This is a genomic window from Providencia sp. PROV076, from assembly GCF_028483405.1.
Lineage (GTDB): Bacteria > Pseudomonadota > Gammaproteobacteria > Enterobacterales > Enterobacteriaceae > Providencia > Providencia huaxiensis.
This window is the reverse complement of the sequence record NZ_JAMPRR010000019.1, coordinates 63,415-81,997: the sequence shown is the minus strand read 5'-3', so window position 1 is coordinate 81,997 and position 18,583 is coordinate 63,415. Positions and strand designations below refer to the sequence as shown.

18 protein-coding genes and 1 pseudogene are annotated in these 18,583 nt (G+C 36.6%); 8 read left to right on the top strand and 11 right to left on the bottom strand.

What is annotated here, in order from left to right; all coding sequences use genetic code 11:
* Positions 1 to 31 precede the first annotated feature (31 nt).
* The 4 genes from PSF67_RS13780 to PSF67_RS13765 form a co-directional block, all read right to left on the bottom strand.
* Positions 32 to 454 (bottom strand): helix-turn-helix domain-containing protein, encoded by a 423-nt coding sequence (locus tag PSF67_RS13780; RefSeq protein WP_102140349.1) that lies wholly within the window; start codon positions 452 to 454, stop codon positions 32 to 34.
* Between the two features lie 30 nt (positions 455 to 484).
* Positions 485 to 1,048, bottom strand: coding sequence for a GNAT family N-acetyltransferase (locus PSF67_RS13775; protein ID WP_102140350.1), 564 nt, complete (start codon positions 1,046 to 1,048; stop codon positions 485 to 487).
* Positions 1,029 to 2,489 carry an AMP nucleosidase gene (locus tag PSF67_RS13770; protein WP_425326956.1) on the bottom strand — a complete coding sequence of 487 codons (1,461 nt, stop codon included), beginning with the start codon at positions 2,487 to 2,489 and terminating at the stop codon, positions 1,029 to 1,031. Before PSF67_RS13770 ends, PSF67_RS13775 begins: the two co-directional genes overlap by 20 nt.
* A gap of 125 nt (positions 2,490 to 2,614) precedes the next feature.
* Positions 2,615 to 3,523, bottom strand: a complete 909-nt coding sequence (locus PSF67_RS13765; RefSeq protein ID WP_272677098.1) for an AEC family transporter — start codon at positions 3,521 to 3,523, stop codon at positions 2,615 to 2,617.
* 286 nt (positions 3,524 to 3,809) lie between these two features.
* On the opposite strand from PSF67_RS13765, the gene PSF67_RS13760 reads away from it, so the two are divergent.
* The 4 genes from PSF67_RS13760 to PSF67_RS13745 all read left to right on the top strand — a co-directional run bounded on the left by PSF67_RS13760 (position 3,810) and on the right by PSF67_RS13745 (position 6,764).
* Positions 3,810 to 4,577, top strand: a complete 768-nt coding sequence (locus PSF67_RS13760; RefSeq protein ID WP_102140353.1) for a basic amino acid ABC transporter substrate-binding protein — start codon at positions 3,810 to 3,812, stop codon at positions 4,575 to 4,577.
* Positions 4,578 to 4,642: 65 nt separating this feature from the next.
* Positions 4,643 to 5,407, top strand: a complete 765-nt coding sequence (locus tag PSF67_RS13755; protein WP_102140354.1) for an amino acid ABC transporter permease — start codon at positions 4,643 to 4,645, stop codon at positions 5,405 to 5,407.
* Entirely contained in the window at positions 5,394 to 6,116 is a 723-nt protein-coding gene (locus PSF67_RS13750; protein WP_102140355.1) for an amino acid ABC transporter ATP-binding protein, read from the top strand. The genes PSF67_RS13755 and PSF67_RS13750 overlap by 14 nt, the downstream gene beginning before the upstream one ends.
* 99 nt (positions 6,117 to 6,215) lie before the next feature.
* Complete coding sequence (locus PSF67_RS13745; RefSeq protein WP_272677096.1) at positions 6,216 to 6,764, top strand: NADAR family protein; 549 nt, start codon at positions 6,216 to 6,218, stop codon at positions 6,762 to 6,764.
* Positions 6,765 to 6,862: 98 nt separating this feature from the next.
* On the opposite strand, the gene PSF67_RS13740 is transcribed toward PSF67_RS13745, so the two are convergent.
* The gene (locus tag PSF67_RS13740) at positions 6,863 to 7,321 is read right to left on the bottom strand and encodes a GNAT family N-acetyltransferase (RefSeq protein WP_166267469.1); all 459 of its coding nucleotides are present in this window, start codon (positions 7,319 to 7,321) and stop codon (positions 6,863 to 6,865) included.
* Positions 7,322 to 7,424: 103 nt separating this feature from the next.
* On the opposite strand from PSF67_RS13740, the gene pdxR reads away from it, so the two are divergent.
* Both pdxR and PSF67_RS13730 read left to right on the top strand, forming a co-directional pair.
* The gene (pdxR, locus tag PSF67_RS13735) at positions 7,425 to 8,912 is read left to right on the top strand and encodes a MocR-like pyridoxine biosynthesis transcription factor PdxR (RefSeq protein ID WP_206276377.1); all 1,488 of its coding nucleotides are present in this window, start codon (positions 7,425 to 7,427) and stop codon (positions 8,910 to 8,912) included.
* Positions 8,913 to 9,005: 93 nt separating this feature from the next.
* A complete protein-coding gene (locus PSF67_RS13730) occupies positions 9,006 to 9,587 on the top strand; it encodes a YebB family permuted papain-like enzyme (RefSeq protein WP_166267473.1) in 582 nt (193 codons plus the stop codon).
* Between the two features lie 82 nt (positions 9,588 to 9,669).
* Here the strand turns inward: PSF67_RS13730 and yajD are convergent, their stop codons facing one another.
* The 3 genes from yajD to PSF67_RS13715 all read right to left on the bottom strand — a co-directional run bounded on the left by yajD (position 9,670) and on the right by PSF67_RS13715 (position 12,228).
* A complete protein-coding gene (gene yajD, locus PSF67_RS13725; protein WP_102140678.1) occupies positions 9,670 to 10,017 on the bottom strand; it encodes an HNH nuclease YajD in 348 nt (115 codons plus the stop codon).
* A 172-nt stretch (positions 10,018 to 10,189) separates the two neighbouring features.
* A complete protein-coding gene (locus tag PSF67_RS13720) occupies positions 10,190 to 11,221 on the bottom strand; it encodes a methionine synthase (RefSeq protein ID WP_206276375.1) in 1,032 nt (343 codons plus the stop codon).
* A gap of 29 nt (positions 11,222 to 11,250) precedes the next feature.
* A complete protein-coding gene (locus PSF67_RS13715; protein ID WP_102140676.1) occupies positions 11,251 to 12,228 on the bottom strand; it encodes a DUF1852 domain-containing protein in 978 nt (325 codons plus the stop codon).
* Between the two features lie 920 nt (positions 12,229 to 13,148).
* Between PSF67_RS13715 and PSF67_RS13710 the strand changes: the two genes are divergently transcribed.
* Entirely contained in the window at positions 13,149 to 15,425 is a 2,277-nt protein-coding gene (locus PSF67_RS13710; protein WP_272677094.1) for a KAP family P-loop NTPase fold protein, read from the top strand.
* Positions 15,426 to 15,543: 118 nt separating this feature from the next.
* On the opposite strand, the gene PSF67_RS13705 is transcribed toward PSF67_RS13710, so the two are convergent.
* Positions 15,544 to 15,792: an ogr/Delta-like zinc finger family protein gene (locus tag PSF67_RS13705; RefSeq protein WP_272677093.1), complete on the bottom strand. Its 249-nt coding sequence runs from the start codon at positions 15,790 to 15,792 to the stop codon at positions 15,544 to 15,546.
* Positions 15,793 to 15,837: 45 nt separating this feature from the next.
* A pseudogene (locus tag PSF67_RS13700) lies at positions 15,838 to 16,299 on the bottom strand (phage late control D family protein); the annotation flags it as partial.
* A gap of 432 nt (positions 16,300 to 16,731) precedes the next feature.
* Here PSF67_RS13700 and PSF67_RS13695 point away from each other — a divergent pair.
* On the top strand, positions 16,732 to 18,243 hold the full coding sequence (locus PSF67_RS13695) for a phosphoethanolamine transferase (protein WP_272677092.1): 1,512 nt from the start codon (positions 16,732 to 16,734) through the stop codon (positions 18,241 to 18,243).
* Positions 18,244 to 18,286: 43 nt separating this feature from the next.
* Here the strand turns inward: PSF67_RS13695 and PSF67_RS13690 are convergent, their stop codons facing one another.
* A complete protein-coding gene (locus PSF67_RS13690; RefSeq protein ID WP_272677183.1) occupies positions 18,287 to 18,553 on the bottom strand; it encodes a tail fiber assembly protein in 267 nt (88 codons plus the stop codon).
* Positions 18,554 to 18,583: the final 30 nt, after the last annotated feature.

Sequence of the window (18,583 nt, the reverse complement as noted above, 5' to 3'; positions counted from 1 at the left end):
GGATTGATTATTATCAATGGTGGGATAATGTTTAACGCTGACTTTTCTTTAGTGAGTTTAATTTTAAGCTGTTTTCCATAATTTTTTGAAAATTAGGGCATAAAAAGTGATTTTCTTCAGGGCAGTTCGCAATATGCAAAATACCCTTTTTTAAGGCTAATAACCCCTGTATGGTTTGCTCAATTTCTTCAGCTTTTTCAAGTAAGCTCGCACGTTCAATATTAGGGCCATCCTTATGATTGAGCATGATAGCAATTTCGTCGAGTGTAAATTTAGCTTCTTGCCCTAATGCAATTAAAGATAAGCGGGTGATAACATCTTTCCCGTGATAAACCCGTTTTAACCCCTTGCGCCCAATCGGTTTAATCAACCCTTTTTCTTCATAATAACGTAAGGTTGATGCCGCTAGACCTGATAATTGGCTAACTTGAGAAATATCCAGTTCATCATGCATGAAATTATAACCCGCTCTAACATTCACAACTTAAGCTAATTGTTGCCGTAATAATACCGTGATTGCGCCATTCATAAAAATTTCACGGTCAACTACGTAACCCAACTTTTCAGCCACCCGTAAAGAGGCTAAGTTCCTCGGCTCAATAAAACAAATAGATTGCCGGAACTTATTTTCTTTTACTAGCCAAGACAATGCGGCCTGCATTGCTTCTGTTGCGTAACCTTTTCCTTGAAATTCAGGTGCAATGACCCAACCCGCTTCTGGAATACCTTTAACTTGGGGTTCAACCATGCGATGGAAATCAGCAAACCCTAAATCACCAATATACTGGCCACTTGCTTTTTCACGGACAGCCCAATAACCAAATCCTAATAACGGCCATAAACCACCATAAGCTAGCATGCGCATCCATGATTCGCGGTCGCTAGATGGCATACCACCAATGTAGCGAACCATCGACTCAGTTGCCCATAATTTCGCAAGTGCAGGAAAATCACTCACTTGATGTTTATTTAATATCAATCTTTCTGTTTCAAGCACAGGTATTACAGCCATTGATTGCATCTCCTTGCTATCTAAATGGGGGTTCATCAAATGTTCTCAATTTCCTTGAGTGTAATTTATCCCCTTCTTGCCTTAATAAATCAATAGCACGAATACCTATTTGCAAGTGTTCTGAGATTGCACCTTCATAAAAACTGTTGGCTTGACCGGGTAATTTAATCTCGCCATGCAATGGTTTATCAGAAACACATAACAGCGTGCCATAGGGAACCCTGAAACGATAACCCTGAGCTGCAATTGTGGCACTTTCCATATCCACTGCGACCGCGCGGCTTAAGTTAAAACGGCGAGCTGTTGCAAAAAAACGTAATTCCCAATTTCTGTCATCGGTTGTAACAACGGTTCCTGTTCTGAGACGTTGTTTTACCAATTCCCCAGGCATATTACTAACTTGTTTTGTTGCGTCATATAAGGCGCGCTGGACTTCCGCTATACTTGGAATAGGAATATCTGGCGGTAATACATCATCAAGAATATGGTCATCACGCAAATAAGCATGGGCCAAAACATAATCGCCAATTTTTTGGCTTTCTCTTAACCCGCCACAATGGCCAATCATCAACCAAGCATGTGGTCGTAAAACGGCTAAATGATCGCAAATATTCTTTGCATTTGAAGGCCCAACACCAATATTCACTAAAGTAATTCCTGCACCATCTCTAGCGATTAGATGATATGCAGGCATTTGAAATTTTTTCCAGGTTAAATCAGAAGTGGCAATTTGTGGGTCTGCATTCTCAGCAGTTAAATAATTATGTCCTACACAAGATAATGCAATATAACGACTTTCAGGATCACGGACCTGCTCACATGCCCAATTCACAAATTCATCGACATAGCGATTATAATTGGTGAATAAAATGTACGGTTGGACATGTTCAGGAGGGGTTCCTGTATAGTGTTTCAAACGCGCTAATGAAAAATCCACACGCAATGCATCAAAATGAGACAGCGGCATTTCATCCGTAGCAGAGTACAAACCATCTGTAATATCATCGCTGATATGAGATAAATCGGTTATCGGAAAATGTGCAGCTAAATGACTGCTTATACTCCTATCCAACACTAAATCTGAACCATCAATGACAAAAGGATAAGGAATTTCAATTTTTGAAGGGCGAACAGCAAAAGTGACATCATAATCTTGCTGCAAAATAGACAGTTGCTCAGCTAAATAAGCACGAAATAGCTCTGGCTGAGTCACCGTAATGGTGTAATTACCGCGTTTAACAAAGCGTGCATAAGCACGTGTTTTTTCGCAGTGGTCGACTTTCCCTTCCCATGTAACACACAGCTCAGGGTAAGCAAATAACCCATTATCCCTTTCAGTAATATCTGGTATGCGGCCTTCTTCTACATAAATAGCGATAGCATCTCTTAATGAATCAATTGCATTGCGATATAACAACGAAAGTTTATCTAAAACATCGTCAATAGATAAGTTTTCATATTTCTGGCATTTTTCCAAAGACACACACAACTCCTCATCATCAGATAAAATCATCTCCGATAACATAGAGTATCAATGTGACAGTTGCAAAATATATTGCGATTAATGTACTTATATCTTCAGCAATGCATTTATTATCATGATCAATGCACTACAAAGGATAGAATAATTGGTAATGTGAACACCGCTGCCACGGTTTGTAATGTAATTATACCTGCCATTAGTTGGCTGTCCCCATTTAACTGACGCGTTAAAATATAGGCTGTTGGCGCCGTAGGGATAGCAAAAAATAGTACTAATAGGATGGTTTCAAGATTTGGCAACGAAAATAGCCCCGCCACTGTTACCGCTAAAATAGGCATAAGAAATAAACGTAGCAATGTCGATGCCATAATAGGTTTAAATTCATTTCTTAGCGTTGCTGTTTGTAATGCGGCTCCAATACATATTAACCCCAGTGGCAAGCTGGCGGCTGCGAGTAATTTTAAAAATTGGTCAGAGCCAAATGGCAATCCGATAGGTGATATATTTAATAACACACCAACGACACAGGAAATGATTAATGGATTTTTTATGATCGGCAATAAAATTTGCTTAACTGAAACCTTTTGCCCCGAAGATAACGAAAGTACCGCAATGACATTACAGCTTGGCACCAAAACAGCCATAATTACCGCAGCAATAGCGATCCCTTCTTTGCCAAATAAATCAGCAACAATAGCCAACCCTAAATAAGTATTAAACCGCGTAATTCCTTGGATATACGCACCAAACCTCGGGATAGGTATTTTGAATAAATATTTATAACCTAGAGTTAGCGCAGAGCTAATCGCTAAAACACAAAGGATAGCACTCGCTAGATAGGGTAATTTAGGATTATCTAAAGGCGCGGTGGCTAAACTGTTAATTAACAGTGCGGGAAACAAAATAAAGTAGTTTAATTTTTCCGCACTCGGCCAAAAATCAGTCGCGAATATTGTCGAACGTCGTAATACAAATCCCATTGCAATGAGAGCAAATAATGGCCACAAAACTAATAGAATCTTATCCATGAGAGCGTAATCTGTTTTTATTCGAGTATTGAGTAAGTTTGTTAATCAGTCTATCGTTAAATTTTTGTAACTGATAGGTAAAAAAAGCGCTATTCCTATATTTTCCTTTTCTCAATTTATTTTCGATTTAATCAACTTTCACTTATTTATCTTTAAATGAATATTTTTCCACCCATAAAAAATTAAACCCTAAAATTATCTCACTTCGCTATATAAAAATCATTTGCCTGCAACGGAAATATTATGTATTTTTATTCACTATAAATGCATAATTAAAGAGGTTGGTATGTTTAAGAAATTAGTTTTTGCTGGCTGTATGTCATTAGCAGCCTTCGCCGGGAATGTTTACGCAAAAGAAAGCTATACCGTTGGTGCTGGCGGGACTTACCGCCCATTCGAATATGAAAATAGCCAGAAACAGCTTGAAGGCTTTGATATTGACATCATTAAAGCGGTTGCAGAAGCAGAAGGTTTTGACGTTAAGCTTGTCAATACACCTTGGGAAGGGATTTTTGCAACCTTGTCGTCTGGTGATCGAGATATCTTAATTTCAGGGATCACGATTACAGATAAACGCAAAAACATGGTTGATTTCTCTAACCCTTATTTCCCTGCTGAGCAAGCGATCGTCATCAGCGAAACCTCTGATGTAAAAGACTTAAATAGCTTAAAAGACCTGAATGTGGGCGTCGTGAACTCCAGCACTGGTGATATTGTTGTTTCTGATGTAATAGGTAAAAACAGCACAGCAATCAAACGTTTTGACAATACTCCGCTTTTATTACAAGAACTGTTCGAAGATGGCATTGACGCTGCGGTTGGTGATGTCGGTGTCATTAAATACTACATAAAAACCCACCCTGAGAAAAAATTTAAACTGATCTACGATAACCATTTCGAAAAACAATATTTTGGTATTGCTGTCGCTAAAGGAAATAGTGAATTACAGCAAAAGATAAATAACGGCTTAAATAAGATCATCGAAGACGGTACATACAATAAAATTTACCAAAAATGGTTTGATGAAAACGTTCCTCAATTACCAAAACAATAATTTAATCTAACTTAAGGCCATCCTTGGATGGCTTTTTCACGTTATAAATCAGGGTGAAAATTAAGATGTCTGCGTTTCGTTGGGAAATAATTGAAGAATACGCTCCATTATTTGCTGAAGGCGCAATGATGACGATAAAAGCGACCATCATCTGCGTTATTTTAGGCTCACTATGGGGGTTAACCCTCGGCTTAGGAAGAACGGCCAAAGCTGAACAAGGAATTTGGAAACCTATTTTACATTATTTTGTACAGTGGCCGGTTCGCTTCTATGTCAGTGCCTTCCGTGGTACTCCATTATTCGTTCAAATAATGGTTGTTCACTTTGCCTTAGTGCCACTGTTTATTAACCCTCGTGATGGGTTATTTGTTACATCTGGGATAATGTCCGTTGACACCGCTAAAATGCTCCGCTCAGATTACGGTGCATTTCTATCTTGTGTCATTGCAATTACTTTAAACTCAGGAGCTTATGTCTCTGAAATTTTCCGTGCGGGTATTCAGTCCATTGATAAAGGACAAATGGAGGCTTCTCGTGCTCTTGGCATGAGTTGGGCAAAAACAATGCGTAAGGTTATTCTTCCGCAAGCTTTCCGGCGCATTCTTCCCCCACTGGGAAATAATGCCATCGCGATTGTTAAAGATTCCTCCCTCGCTTCCGCTATCGGCTTGGCAGATCTCGCCTATGCAGCGAGAACTGTATCCGGTGCTTATGCAACTTACTGGGAACCCTACTTAACGATATCTGTGATTTATTGGATGCTGACATTTATACTTGCTCAGTTGGTGCAATATATGGAAAGAAGGTTGGGCAGAAGTGATTTACGTTAATAATTTACAAAAGAAATTTGGTGATGCCCATGTACTCAGAGGCATTTCTTGCGAAGTTAAACCTCAAGAAGTGATTTGTGTCATTGGCCCTTCTGGTTCAGGAAAAAGCACCTTTCTACGCTGTTTAAATGCACTAGAACGTCCAGATGGCGGTGAGATTAAAGTCAATGGCTTTGACGTTCATGATCCTAAAACTGATTTAAATAAGATGAGGGAAAATGTGGGGATGGTGTTTCAGCGTTTTAACCTATTCCCTCATATGACTGTGTTAGAAAACTTGATGATGGCCCCTACCTTAGTGAAAGGTATAAAAAAGGAAGTGGCGCTTAAGCAAGCTGAGCAACTCCTGATCAAAGTAGGACTGTTAGATAAAATTGATGCATGGCCAGCCAGTTTATCTGGAGGGCAGCAGCAACGAGTTGCGATTGCCCGAGCGTTAGCCATGCAGCCATCTATTCTGTTATTTGATGAGCCGACATCTGCACTTGACCCCGAATTAGTTGGTGAAGTACTTTCCGTGATGAAAACTCTTGCAAATGAAGGTATGACGATGGTCATCGTCACCCATGAAATGGGATTTGCGCGTGAAGTTGCTGACCGAGTCATGTTCATTGACCAAGGTATTATTCAAGAAGAAGGCACACCAGAACAACTCTTTACTGCACCTAAAAACCCACGAACTGCGGAATTTTTAAGTAAAGTACTTTAGTTTTATTACCTGCTTAGCATGCTAAGCAGGTTTTTCTGATACCCAAATCTTTTTATTATCGATAAGCTAAGAATATTATTACTTAATAAAGTTTAATTTATGGATATCACAAGCCTCTGCAAACAATATCGCTCAGGGAAAAAATTTAAATATGTTTTCTTCTGGGGCCACCAAGCCAAACAAAATCAAATAACAAAAAGCTGTTTCAGCCAATGGTACCCTTCCCCATTTATTGTCAATAACCACCGCTTTGCCAGTGCAGAACATTTTATGATGGCCGAGAAAGCACGCTTATTTGGCGATTTAGAAACGCTGGATAAAATTATTTATGCACCAAATCCTGGAGCGGCTAAAGTATTTGGCCGTGAAGTTCGTGGGTTTAAGCAAGATGTTTGGGATGAAAATCGTTTCGCTATTGTCGTTACGGCTAATATGGCAAAATTTTCTCAGAATAAAGAATTGGGACAATTTTTACTCTCCACAAATGAGCGCGTGCTCGTTGAAGCTAGCCCTGTCGATAAAATATGGGGAATAGGCCTTGCTGAGGATGCTGAAAATATTGAAAACCCATTAACATGGAAAGGGTTAAATCTGCTCGGTTTCGCATTAATGGACATTAGAAGCCAACTAGCCAATTTAACACTCTAATTTTTGCTTATTTTCTGATAAAACAGAAAAGCCCGTTGTTGTTAAACCGCGGGCCTGCCAATATTTTATTAAAATATAGAATATACTGCTGAGCTCTATTACAAAGGCATCCTATATTCAATCACACCAGGTTTTTCTGCCACCCAGTTATACAGTTTTTGCCCACGTAGATTGGTTTCTTGTGTATGCCAATATAAGCGGCCACATTGTTTTTCTTGTGCTTGTGCATGCACAAATTCAATTAATTGCTTCCCGACATGCCGCCCTCTCATTTCTGGCGTCACATATAAATCTTCAAGGTAGCAAAAATCATTTTCAGCCCATGTTGACCGGTGAAATAAATAATTCACAAAGCCAACAACTTTGCCATTTTCAAGTGCAACAGCACAATACATCGGTTCATTCTCATCAAAAAAACGCGCCCATGCTTTTAAGGTAATTTCTTCACTTAAATCGACTTTATAAAATTTTTGGTATTCCAACCAATATACTAACCATGCTGAGTAATGATCAGGAGTAACAAATTCGACTGTCACTGGTAATGCCGTTTTATTCATAATAACCCTTCCATTTGTAGACATATTACATAATGGCGCTATAGTACATAGCAATCTGGCTCTGTATAAGAGACACTTTTGTTATTTATTTAGGATCCACTTTATGCGACGCCAACAGCATGCACAGTTTCCATTACTTTTACTTGAAGAAGGCTATATTAAGGAAAATGTTTATCACACAATACGTAACGCTATTTTAGATGGTCGTATTGCTGTCGGCATTAAACTCCCCTCCTCTAGAGCATTAGCCGAAATGATGTCGATCTCACGAAACTCGGTCATTGCTGGGTTTGAACGATTAATTGATGAAGGATATATTTATTCAAAAAAAGGCTCGGGAACTTATGTTTCTCCCCACATTCCTGATGAATTAGTTGGTACCATAGATAGTACTAAGCAGAATGACCAATCTAGATATCCTGCATTAAATCTGAATCCTAAAGTTTCTACTTTAACGAACTTATGGGAAAAATCGCGCCCGGACACCAACAAGTACCAAATGTTTAATATTGGTATTGGCTGTGTTGACCAATTTCCACATGAATTATGGGGAAGACTACTAGGCCGTGTTTGGCGTAAATCCAAACAGACTATTGCACATTTTAATCATCCTGATGGATATACACCGCTAAAAAACTTATTGGTAGATTACGTCCGTTCGACTCGCGGGGTTCACTGCAAACCACAACAAATTATTATTGTTAATGGGACGCAACAAGCCATTAATTTAGTAGCAAAAATCTTATTACAGCAAGGGGACAAAGTATGGTTAGATGACCCTGGTTATGATAGCGCCAGAGCTATTTTCACCGCTGCAGGTGCTGATATTGCTGCTATTTCATCTGACAGGGAAGGAATGGATATTGCCTACGGTGCAAAACACCATGAAACAGCAAAATTAATTTATACCACGCCTTCTCACCAGTTTCCGCTAGGCACAACCCTCAGCTTACCGCGGCGTTTAGCATTATTGGATTGGGCACAACAAAACAACGCATGGATTTTTGAAGATGACTACAACAGTGAATTTCGCTTTTTATCAAAGCCAATTCAAGCGCTACAAGGCTTAGATAATCATCAACGTGTTATTTATGCAGGGACGTTTTCTAAAATGATGTATCCTGGCTTTCGTTTAGGTTTCTTAATTGTGCCAGAAATTCTGAGTGAAGCATTCACCATGATGAAATATTATAGCGATAGCCATTGTGGTTATTTAGAACAGGCCGCTTTAGCCCAGTTTATCCAAGAAGGCCACTATGCACGCCATGTCAGAAAAATACGGAAGATATGCTACGATAGGCAAAATACGTTTATCAATGCCATTAATCACTATCTCCCTCACCTATTTAATGTACAAATGACGGATTCAGGCATTCATACTGTCTGTTGGGTTAAAGACGGTTATGATACTAACGTGATCCTTAACCAATGCCGTCTGTTAGGCTTTGGAGCACAACCGTTATCGCGCTACTGTATTCAAAGTTCTCACCAAAATGCAATTCTATTTGGCTATGCTGCTCATTGCGAAGACGAGATAATTAGCAATATAAAATTACTTAGTGAACAATTGACTAATATATACCCTAGTTAAACAAGAATGATTTTCAGCGTTTATCCGATAGCGAGAATTCTTCTAGTCTTTATAACTGTACCTTAATAGCATTGTTTATATTGAGGTACTTTTATGACAAAAATAAATTATCCCCATGAGTACGAAGTTGGCGATGTTGTCTTTACCAGTATTGGAACCGAGCTGTTTAGGCAAATAGCCTCGGCTTCTTTATGTTGGAGTAACCATGTTGGTATGATTGTCGGCCATAATGGCGAAGACTACTTGATTGCAGAAAGTCGCGTTCCGCTTTCAACAACCACGACCTTATCTCGCTTTATTGCCCGTTCATCTGATAAACGTTACAGCGTACGTCGATTTACACATACATTAACCAATGAACAAAAATCTGCATTAGTTTCCGAAGTTCCTGCTCGTTTAAATAAGTTTTATCACACTGGATTTAATTATGAGTCTTCTAGGCAGTTTTGTTCAAAGTTTGTTTTCGATATTTATCAATCTGCGTTATCAGTTCAAATAGGGGAATTAGAAACCTTCAAAGAATTATTAACTAAAAACCCGAATGCAAAATTAAATTTTTGGAAATTATGGTTTATTGGACAAATTCCGTGGGAACGTAAAACAGTGACTCCTGCAAGTCTATGGCATCACCCTGAATTATCGCTCATATACCGCAGTCATGAGGATATACATTAACAACCAATACGGATTTAAACTCGCACAAGAAAGCACTCAATAGAGTGCTTTTTGATATAATCGACTGAATTTACAATGAGACTTATTTTTTCTTATTTAACATCGATTTCAAGTCAGCAAACGGGTTATAAGTTGCTGCCTCAACGTCATTTTGCGCATCTTCCCCTGCCACGACATTCGTGCCATACATTTCAGCTTCGGTGTACTTAGAATGTTCATGATCATGACAAAATAGACATAACAGCTCCCAATTGCTGCCATCTTCTGGGTTATTGGTATGATCATGGTCGATATGATGCACGGTTAATTCACGCAAATTTGAATACACAAACTCGCGGGTACAGCGTCCACAAACCCATGGGTAAATTTTAAGTGCTTTTTCACGATAGCCACTTTCTAATCGCGCATAGTTTTTAGGGATCAAAGCCATTGCCGATATTCCTGTTGAAAATAGTAATTTTGAGATAATACGCCTAATATACCTCAGTTTAGAGCAAAAAAAGAAACTCAAAACAACAAAAAAACCCAGGTACCATGAAGTCCCAACTTTATAGGGTACTCCATCAACTCTGGGTCCTTTTATTCGTTAATTTATACTTAAATTACTTATTCAACAATTCTCTGCGGATAATCTCAGCACCAGCACTTAATGCATTAAGCTTACCAGTTGCAACACGACGAGATAACGGAGCCATGCCACAGTTAGTGGATGGATAAAGATTGTCGGCATCGACAAATTGGAGCGCTTTACGTAATGTATTAGCGACTTCCTCTGGTGTTTCGATGATATTGCTCGCTACGTCAATCGCCCCCACCATCACTTTTTTACCACGAATAAGTTCAATTAAGTCCATAGGAACATGAGAGTTATGACATTCTAAAGAGATAATATCAATATTTGAGGTTTGTAGTTTTGGGAAAGCCTCTTCATATTGCCGCCACTCAGAACCCAGTGTCTTCTTCCAATCAGTATTGGCTTTGATGCCGTATCCATAACAAATATGAACTGCGGTTTCACATTTTAGCCCTTCAATGGCTCTTTCTAATGCAGCTACACCCCAATCGTTCACTTCATCAAAAAACACATTAAAAGCAGGCTCGTCAAATTGAATAATATCAACCCCTGCAGCTTCAAGCTCTTTTGCCTCTTGATTCAAAATCTTAGCAAATTCCCATGCCAGTTTTTCACGACTTTTGTAATGGTTATCATACAGTGTATCAATCATTGTCATCGGGCCAGGAAGCGCCCATTTTATCGGCTGGTTCGTTAACTTACGTAAAAATTTAGCATCTTCCACAAAAACAGGTTTTTGACGTTCAACCGCTCCAACCACTGTCGGCACGCTCGCATCATAGCGATCGCGAATTTTAACCACTTCTCGCTTTTCAAAATCAACGCCACTGAGATGCTCAATAAATGTCGTCACAAAGTGCTGACGCGTTTGTTCACCATCGCTAACAATATCAATTCCTGCGCGCAGTTGATCTTCTAAGGATAAACGCAGTGCGTCTTGTTTTCCCTCTACAAGTTCTTCGTTTTCCAACTTCCAAGGAGACCAAAGCGTCTCAGGCTGAGCAAGCCAAGAAGGTTTGGGTAAACTGCCAGCGGTAGATGTTGGTAATAATGTTTTCATAATAATTGACCTTAAATTTTTATAATTAATCAAAGCGCGTAGTTAGCAGACCATTGCTCTAGAATATGCTTATAGGGTTCAATAAAGTGTTCTTCTGTATATTTCCCCTGCTCAATAGCCAATCGGCTACGTTCTTCGCGGTCATAAACAATTTTTGTTAATGAATAGTCTTGGTTCGTCAAACTCGGTTGGTAACATGGCCCCGCCACAGAGTTCGCATTGTAAATCTCTGGCCGATAAATCTTCTGGAATGTTTCCATCGTGCTGATTGTGCTAATCAATTCAATATTGCTGTAATCGCTCAGCAAGTCTCCCGTAAAATAAAATGCCAACGGTGCAACACTATTTTTAGGCATGAAATAACGAACCTGTAACCCCATCTTTTTAAAATATTGATCCGTTAATGAAGCTCCATTTTGCTGATATTCAATACCCAATATAGGATGGGTATTTCCAGTTTGGTGGTAAATATCTTTATTTGATACACTTAAACATATCACTGGCGCCTTACTAAAATGCGCTTTGTATTCGTCCGAATTCACAAAATATTTAAAGATATTCCCATGCAAGTCACCAAAGTTTTCTGGGATACTAAAGTTGGCTTGGTCTTTATTGTGATCTAGCAATAAAACACTGAAATCATAATCACGTACATAAGATGAAAAATTATTTCCAACAATGCCCTCAGTTCGCTCGCCCGATTTATGATCAACAATATTGGTTTTTAATATTTCAATCACGGGGAAAGTATGACCATTCCCTTCAACACTCATCTCGACAGAAATAATTTCCAACTCGACTGAATAACGGTCACTTTTAGGGTTATCCCAATAGGCCAATGTATTGAAACGGTTGTTCATCATGACAAGCGTATTACGCAAATTTTCTTGGCGATTTTTCCCTCTGGCTAAATTAGCAAAGTTAGTTGTTATACGTGTATTTTCAGAAGGATTATAATTTTCATCAAAAAGACTACTTTTAATCGTAAATGTAAAATTTTTGTTCATCGTCTCGCCACACCCTAAATTCTAAGATAGAAACTAAATTTACTTCTTGATTTTCTAGAAGTTTTCGTTTTTCATTCATCAATATTTATGTTGTAAATACGTTAACTTGCTCGCGTTATCTAATTTATGCCAGAGCTGTTGACTGAGTGAAAGCGACTTAATTTCATTTCGAACGTGAATGATTTTCATGATCATCTATTTCACTTATTTTAATTATGTGACGAAGAACTAAGAAATATTATTTTTCATTATAATTCATGATGTTAAGTATATTATATGGACAATTTCCTAGAGGGGATGAATATTCGACTCGAAGACTTAAACATTGGTTAGTGAAATAAATTTATTTAGTGCATTTAGAAAACACTTAGGTCATACAGTCTAAGTTACTAACTAAAATTAACTACAATAATAAAAGGTGGCACAGTATTATGCACAAAAAAAAGGCACTCGCCCCGAGTGCCTTTTGACTACAACTCACTGAATATAAAGTAAATTATACCTATTCAGCGGTTCTGGTACTTGTGCGGATTAGGTAATCAAATGCGCTAAGTGCGGCGTTCTAAAAGTGAGTTAAACAATTGATTTAAATGGATTTAGTCAATGGTTGATGTCCACATATTGACCACACTTATAAAGCCTCTTTTGATGAGAGGCTTTATTTTTGCTTATTTTTCAACTAATTGATAGATATCTTAATCTTTACATTAATACTTGAGAGACTATCAAAATACACTTCACAAACGAATTTCTGTAGATGACATTTGAGCCTCTTGATAGATCATAATTTTCCATGTACATATAAAATTAATAAAGGAATTACAATAAGTTAATTTTTACTGTATATAAACATACTAATGGAACTAAAGCATATTAGATGAATACTTAGTTTCTATATCTGTTACTTTTACGAGAACCATATGAAATCTAAAGATTTATACGAATTTACTTCTGACAGACCTATAACACAAATAGAAGATGACATATTAGGTCGTTCAGGATTTTCTGAAGATCTAGCAAATGCAATGGCAAGCTGGCATGGTAATGATAGTCTAGTACTAGCCTTACACGGCGATTGGGGGTCTGGTAAATCTTCTATTAAAAATATGGCGCTATCTAAGTTAAAAGAACTAACTGAAAAAAAACCTAATATTATAGAATTTTCCCCATGGGAATGGGCCGCTCAAGAAAAAATTCTTGAATCATTTTTCCAAGAAATATCAATTTCAATAGGTCGAACGGATAAGAGTAAATCTAGCAAAAAGTTAGCTGCTACTTTTAAAAAATATGGTTCATACCTTAATTCAGGGAAATTATTAGTTTCAGGGTTTTCAGCAGCACTACCAGTACTATTTTCCATAGCAACTTTTATAGGAATTGGAAGTAACTTTTCTAATCAAGAATGGGTTAAGAGTACTAGTATCACTATTTTAGCTTCTTTAGGTATTTTAGCTGCAGTATTGAAATGGGGAAAAGATTTTCTTGAATTATTTAGCGAAAATATTAATGAAAAAGCAAAAAATAAAGAACAAAACTTAAGTGAGATAAGGCAAGAATTAACAGGTCTATTGCAAGAGCGTGAATCACCTATGATTATTGTAATTGATGATTTAGATAGACTAACATCCACTCAACTGAGAATGATTTTTCAACTTATAAAAGCAAATCTGGAACTACCTAATGTTGTTTTCCTTCTCCTATTTCAAAGGGATTTAGTAGAGGAAAAAATGAATGATGGTTCTCAAAAAGGTCGTAACTACCTAGAAAAAATAATTCAAGTACCTTTTGATATCCCTAAAATTGAAACTTCACGACTTCATAATTTATTATTAAATAAGCTAGATAAAATTATTGAACAAGATAAATCAGTTATAGCAATGTTTAATTCAAATAGATGGGGTAATTTATTTTATGGTTCGCTTGGTTTATATTTTGATAATTTAAGAAATGTTTATAGATATATCTCAACTCTATCATTTCATTTTAATTTACTTAAAGGTAGAAATACTTTTGAAGTTAATCCTGTAGATTTAATGGCTCTTGAATGCTTAAGAGTTTTTGAACCAAATGTATATAAAAAAATCTCCATTTCAAAAAAAATATTAACTGAAAGTGATTATAGTAATTTCAATAATAAAAAAGAAATCGTAGCTTCATTAATCAATGAAATACTAGAAAATACTTCTGAAGAAAAAAAAGAATCGCTCAAAAAACTCATAATGCAACTTTTCCCAACAATTGAATGGGCGATAGGAGGGCCACAGTACGCAGGTAGCTATGCTAGAACGTGGTTAAAGGAAATGCGGGTTTGTCATTCTTCTAATTTTGATAAATATTTTCAATTTTCAATCCCAAGTGGTGAGCTTTCAAACTCTGATTTACAAGATATGCTTAAACTTACAAATGATTCAGAAAAATTTTCTTCATTTATTTTATCTCTTAAAGAACGCAATATTTTGAAAAATGCCCTTTCACAATTTGAAGCATTTTCAGATGAAATTCCCTTAGATAATTGTTCAAGTTACATTAAAGGTCTTTTAGACATTGGAGATCAAATTGACCATAAACATATTGGATTTACGATTTTCAGTTCTAATACTCATGCAACTAGGCTTGTTATCTTAACTTTAAACCGTATTAATAACTTAGAAGATAGAGGGAAATTGTTATTAGAATGCTTTAAAGCTTCTAAAGGTATTTCTATAGTTGAGCACATTTTACAAGTAGAAGAAAATAAAAGAAATAAGCAAGATAATGATTACATACTTAGAGATGAAGAGTTTGATATTCTTAAAGCTGAATTTGTGACTAAATTAGATGATATGTCTGAAAATACCCCTAATGACCTTATTTCTCATGAACATCTAGTTTCATTCTTGTACCGATGGAAACGCTGGGGTAATAAGAAAAAAGTGATAAACTGGTTACAAATTCAGACTCAGACTATTGATGGATGTTTAAGTGTTTTATCTAAATTCATTCAAAATTCATCATCTCAAGGGTTTAACGATTATGTAATTAAAAATTCAAAATATATTAAACTTGAAAATATAGAAAATTTCTTAGACATTATGTCAATACAAAATAAGATAAGTGAAATTGACGAAACTAAATTAACTAATAAAGAAAAAGAAACATTAGAAATTTTTCGAGAAGCGATTAACAATAGAGAAAATGGAATTGTAGAGGATTGGTAGTTAATTCATAACTCAATGAAATATCTTTATTTACGTTTTTATTTCACCTTAAAGATTATTTACAATACAATTGTTCGATTTAACTATACCCTACTAATGTAGGGTATAGTTAATACCATCAAAACATCTCCATCTGCTTCTCTCCCCGATGTGATCTAGGTAACTTTTCCATCGGGATTTCAAAGCCTTCTGGCAACTCTTGTGGGATTGTTTTTGTTAGATAGATTTCCACTGAGGTTATTGTCGTAAAAGAACAACCACACAACATATTTTGGCATTGGTGGTAACTTCTACGGGTTTCACTACTCATGGATTTACTAGTTTTGGTATAAGTCACAGCGCCACACTTTGGACAATTGAACGCCATTTTATAACCTTGGGTTATGGGTATGCCTGATGTTATTATAATCAATTATGTTTCGTTTTGCTCGTCATCCGTCATATCAATATCTTTGATTTTTATTTCCAGTTCTAAATGAGTTATAAACCCGTTCCCGTCAATGGTGTGTGTCACTCGGCTAATCACCCACTGGTGACTGTCAATGGTCGGTTTAAAACCGGTTACCGTGACGGGCATTTCAGGGTAAAGGTCTGCGCGCCCCTCGGCCAACGTAATATTAAATTCTGCTAAGCCCCTTTGTAATTTTGACCACTTGGCCGCGGCGGCACGTTTAGCGGATTGCTCGTTTTTAAAGGTTTGTCGCATCACAAAAACGTTACCCTCGGCACCCTCGATATAATCGCCCTCTTTTTTGCTCGACTTCTCTTTTTTGGGCTTTTGCTTGCGTTTTAGACTGGTTTTCTTTTGTTTGCCGTAGTTCAAATCTAACCAATAAGCTTGTACGCCGGTGTACGCTTGACGGTCTGCCAATCGTGGCTATCGCGCCAAGCATTTCGCTGTTTTTGACCAACTGGGCTAAGGAGTTTGAATTATGGATATGCCTAAAAAACTTTTTATGTTTGACCTGTTTATTGATGGCTAGACCTACCTTGGACAAGTAGAAGAAATCCCCCCGCCAAAGCTGTCATTAAAAACAGAGGATTATCAGGGGCCGGTATGGTGGGCTCTGTTGCTGTCATGATGGGCTTTGATTCTGGCGCATTGGGCTTTTGCATTATCCTGCCGATAACACAAACAACCATGAGCATAGCCATTATATAGAACTTTATAATAAGTGACGCAGCTCAATTAATGATAAATTTTTCTAATTATATTAAAGATTCAATCCTATTGTTATGTTTCGTTTACTCTATTTGTGCTAGCCTACGTGGCAAAAATTAAGAGTGAATTTTTAAAAATCGAGTTATGATCCAGAAAATACAAAATGTAATTTTAAGCAAAATAATGCTGAAGTTTATCGCATTATTCTTTCTCTTTTCTTTGTTACACAAGGTAATGGGCTATCCATTCAAGCCACTGTATATATTTTTTATAAGCATTGGTTTGCTTTATGTGAAAAATAGCGCCTACCGTTTTGTTGTTTTATTTTTCACCATTTTAGCTGCTATTTATTTACCAGTCGGGTTGATCTATGGCCCCCCTACATATAATACAGTTGCTTCCTTTTATTATACTGACATACAAGAATCACGAGAATTTATATCAAATATAGATAACAAATATTTTATTTATTCTATCTTAATATTCGTTTTTGGAATCTTAGTTAGCTTTATTAAAGCCAATCCGATGAATTATCGTAAAAAGACGATATTAAGTATCGCAATGGTGGTTTTTTTCTTCACTCCCTCAAAATATGCTTTAAGTGGTAAATATGAGAGAGCGGCTAATTCAGGAACACCAGAAACCCGTTTTTTTACAGAACTCATTTATTCTGTATATTCTTTAATCAATGAGATTGAATTATATACAAGTGATGACACTTTTAAGATCACAGAGGTTAATAACCAATATGATACTTACGTGATTATTATTGGTGAAAGTGTCCGAAAAGATTTTATGCAAGAATATGGTTTTAAAATACAAAACACGCCATTTATGAGCTCAATCAATGGGACTTTTTTTACTAACTACATATCTGCGGCGAGTTCGACACAACCGTCTTTAACACATAGCTTATCTGTATATCCTAAAATCGGTAATAACATCATGACATTAGCTAACAAAGCAGGTTTTGGTACTTACTGGTTATCTAATCAAGGATTTGTTGGTGAATATGACGGCTCAGTTGCCGCTATTGGACGAAGAGCAAATAATAGTTTCTTTATTAAAAGAAGAAGTTCAGATGATAAATTAGTCTCTCCAGACGATGCATTGTTGCCAGAATTTAAATTGGCTTTGAACTCCCAAGAACCTAAAAAACTTATTGTTGTTCATCTTATGGGAAGTCATACGCCATTTTGCACCAGAACAGAGGAGCAGTTTGACCATTTCTATCAAAATAAAAAATTCTCTTGTTATGTCCAGAGTATAAAAAACACAGATAAATTGTTATCAGAAATATATTCTGATCTAAGTAAAACTAAGTCAAAATGGTCAATGATGTATTTTTCTGATCATGCGTTATCTTTAACATATGACAAAAATGAATTGGCACATAGTGATAAGTATAAACAAAACTATGAAGTGCCTTTTTTCATCACATCTTATAATTCTAAGTATAAAGAAATGATAAATAGTCGTCGTAGTGGGCTAAATTTTATGTCTTTATTTTCACAGTGGACAGGAATAGAAGAAAGTAACATTGAAAGTAATTGTGATATGTTGTCTGAAAATGACTGCCCTAACCAAAATAAAATAATTGACTTTAATAGAAATTATCGCATGTTTGATGATTTACCCGATGATTATTCCAAATAAGAATAAAATGGGATGACTTCACTCATAAGGCATCCTTAAAATATTACGGATAAACTGGCCAAATAATATCCGGCGCAGTTGAAGTCTCTACTCGATTTAATATTACCCGATATTTTTTCCAAGCGCTTAATTGTAATTCCTCACTTTCTAAAGCAATCCCTAAATCTAATGCATCTTGTAATGGAGCTATGATTTCATCTACATGATTGATCAGTTTAACTTTACATTTGTTAGCTATGTAAACTTCTTTTTCTCTCAATTCAGCCGCTCCAAGTTCTTTCCATTCTGGGAATCCGTTAAAGTTTTGTATAACTTTGAAGCCTAAGTACCACCAAATCAG